The organism is Roseomonas sp. TAS13, from assembly GCF_001950415.1.
In the GTDB taxonomy this organism is placed as follows: Bacteria; Pseudomonadota; Alphaproteobacteria; order Acetobacterales; family Acetobacteraceae; genus Roseomonas; species Roseomonas mucosa.
The window spans coordinates 1-2,998 of record NZ_BDLP01000460.1 but is presented as its reverse complement, the minus strand read 5'-3'; the positions used below and the strand labels follow the sequence as shown (position 1 = coordinate 2,998).

Below are 2,998 nucleotides of genomic sequence, written 5' to 3'. Positions count from 1 at the left end.
GCCCCCGCGCGGGCTAGGTTCGCCCGTCGACGGTCCCGCGCGAGCGGGTGAAAAGGGAAGGCCGTGCGCTCCGGCCGGGCCCCGCGCCCGGGAGCAAGTCGGCCGCTGCCCCCGCAACTGTCAGCGGTCCCCCGCTGGCCCGTCCGCCCTGCCGCCCCTTCCGGAGGCGGCAGAGCGGGTCACTGAGCCCGCGTCCTCCATGGAGGCCGGGGCCCGGGAAGACAGGGCCCGCGAAGCCGGCATGGCGCCCCGCGCCACGACCGGAAGCCGCGAGCCAGGAGACCTGCCGTCGTCGCTTCACCAGGCCGCCGGGCGGGGTGCTCCGGAGGCGGGAGCCTGATCCATGCCGTCCCTTCCGATGCTTTCGGCCCTGGCCCTTCCGCGACGGGGCAGGCTGTTGCGCCTCGCCGGCATCGCCCTTGGTGCGGGCCTCATGCTGTCCAGCGCCATGGCGCGGCCGGCGGCGGAGCCGACCCGCTATCCGCTGCACATCCGCAACTGCGGCCTCGACCTCACCTTCCCGAAGGCGCCGCGGCGGGTGGTCTCCATCGGCCAGTCGGAGACGGAGATCCTCTACGCCCTCGGCCTTGGCGACCGGATCGCCGGCACCGCGCTCTGGGTGGAGCCGGTGCTGCCGCAATTCGCCGAGGAGAACGCCCGCGTCCCCCGCCTCGCGGACAATGACCCGAGCTTCGAATCCGTGGTGGGCAAGGAGCCTGACCTCGTCACCGTACAGCTCGAATGGCATGTCGGGCCACGCGGGCGGGTCGGGCGGCGGGAGCAGTTCACCGACCTTGGCATCCCCACCTACATCTCGCCCTCGGATTGCACGGGCAAGGACAATTCCGGCAGCGGCGACGGGGTGCGGAGCCAGCCCTACACGATGGAGCTGCTCTACCAGGAGATCCAGGACCTCGCCGCGATCTTCGACGTACAGGACCGCGGCGCCGCGCTGGTGGCGCAGCTCAGGAAGCGCGAGGCCGACGCGGTGGCGGCGGTCGCCTCGGTGCGGGCGCAGGGCCTGCCGGTGGTCTTCTGGTTCTCCAGCCGCGACGTGAAGGGCGATGCCTTCGTCGCCGGCACCAATGGCGCGCCGGGCTACATCGCGCGGCTGCTGGGCCTGCGCAACGTCATCCAGACGACCGAGGAATGGCCGACCGTGAGCTGGGAGGCCATCGCCACCGCCAACCCCTCGGTGATCGTGATGGGCGAGATGACGCGCCGCCGCTTCCCCGCCGACGACGTGAACGTCAAGCGCCAGTTCCTGGAGGCGGACCCGGTCGCCAGCCAGATGCCGGCGGTGCGGGCGCGGCGCTTCGTGGTGGTGGGCGCACAGTCGATGAACCCGACGCTGCGCACCATCGACGGCATCGAGGCCGTGGCCAGGGGCATCCAGGACCTGGAGAAGCAGATCCCGGCCGACCGGAGCCCGGCCCAGGGAAGCGGGACGAAGCCGTGAGTGGCCTGGCCAGCGACGGAATGCCGCTGGAGGCCGCCCAGCCGGCGATCCGCGGCCTGGTGACGGCCCGGCCCGGCGCCACCGGCCGGGCCGCCCGGCTGGCGCTGGCCCTGCTGGCACTGCTGCTGCTCGGCCTCTGCATCGCCCTGGCCGTCTCGGTGGGCGAGATGCCGGTCCCCCTCGCCACCACGCTCAAGGCGCTGGCCAACCGGCTCCTCGGCGCGGGCTACGCGGTCAGCCGCATCCAGGAGGGGGTGATCTGGGACTACCGGCTCAGCCGCGCCCTGATGGCGGCCTGCCTGGGCGGCGGGCTGGCGGTGGCGGGGGCGGTGCTGCAGGCGCTGCTGTGCAACCCGCTGGCCGAGCCCTATGTGCTGGGCATCTCCGCCGGCGCCTCGACCGGCGCCGTGATGGTGGTGGTGCTCGGCCTGGGCGGCGGGCTGGTCTCGCTCTCCGGCGGCGCCTTCTTCGGCGCGCTCGCCGCGCTGCTGGCCGTGGCCGCCCTGGCCAGGGCCTCCGGCGGCGGGGCGGAGCGGGTGATCCTGGCCGGCGTCGTCGCCTCGCAGCTCTTCAACGCCATCACCGCCTATGTCGTCACCACCGCCGCGAATGCGGAACAGGCGCGCGGCGTCATGTTCTGGCTGCTCGGCAACCTCAGCGGTGTGCGCTGGCCCGACCTCGCTCTCGCCGCGCCCACCGTGCTGGTGGCGAGCCTCGTCTGCCTGTTCCAGGCCCGGGCGCTGGATGCCTTCACCTTCGGCGCCGATGCGGCAATGACGCTGGGCATCCCGGTGGGCCGGGTGCGCGCCCTGCTCTTCGCGGTGACGGCGGCGATGACCGCGGTGCTGGTCAGCATCACCGGCACGGTGGGCTTCGTCGGGCTGGTGGTGCCGCACGCAGCGCGCTTCCTGGTCGGCCCCTCCCACGCGCGGCTGCTGCCGGCCTCGCTGATCATGGGCGCGATCCTGGCGGTGCTGGCCGATATCCTCTCGCGCATCCTGGTGCCGCAGCAGACCCTGCCGATCGGCGTGGTGACGGCCCTGTTCGGCGCCCCGGCCTTCGCCGTGATCCTCTGCCGGTCCCGGCGTTCGGTGTGAGGCGGGGGGTGCCTCATGCTTGAACGTCGCGCCCCCCGGGGGGAAGGCTTCGCCTTTCCCCCGGACCCCCTATCCACCAGGACCCTGCGGGCCCTGGACCCGGTTCGTTGGCGCTCGCTGCGGCCGCATCGCGCCGGAGAGCCTGGCTCTCCGGCGACTGCGGGTGCCGTCAGCGCGGAGACGGTGTTTTCTTTCTTTCCGGGAGCCCCGCTGATCCGCCTGCCCTGCGGGATCGGGCGGCAGGCTGACCTTGCCACCCGGCGCCTCCCCCGGGGCCGGACACGGGCGCCACGCCCATGAGCGTCGCAGCGGAGCGTGTCTCCTGGGGCAGCGGGCGGCGCATGATCGTGGATGGCGTGACGCTGGCCGCACGGCCAGGGCGCATGCTGGGGCTGCTCGGCCCCAACGGCTCCGGCAAGTCCAGCCTGCTGCGCCTGCTGGC

At 73.6% G+C, this 2,998-nt stretch carries 3 protein-coding genes and 1 riboswitch; all 3 genes read left to right on the top strand.

From position 1 onward, the window contains the following. Positions 1-13 precede the first annotated feature (13 nt). A riboswitch (cobalamin riboswitch) is annotated at positions 14-306 on the top strand. 37 nt (positions 307-343) lie between these two features. After that, positions 344-1,459: an ABC transporter substrate-binding protein gene (locus ROTAS13_RS22060; protein ID WP_226945970.1), complete on the top strand. Its 1,116-nt coding sequence runs from the start codon at positions 344-346 to the stop codon at positions 1,457-1,459. Continuing rightward, positions 1,456-2,556: an iron ABC transporter permease gene (locus ROTAS13_RS22055; protein WP_216348713.1), complete on the top strand. Its 1,101-nt coding sequence runs from the start codon at positions 1,456-1,458 to the stop codon at positions 2,554-2,556. Before ROTAS13_RS22060 ends, ROTAS13_RS22055 begins: the two co-directional genes overlap by 4 nt. Positions 2,557-2,852: 296 nt before the next feature. Then, positions 2,853-2,998, top strand: a 146-nt coding sequence (locus ROTAS13_RS28440) for an ATP-binding cassette domain-containing protein (protein WP_139323494.1), incomplete at its 3' end; no start/stop codon positions are given.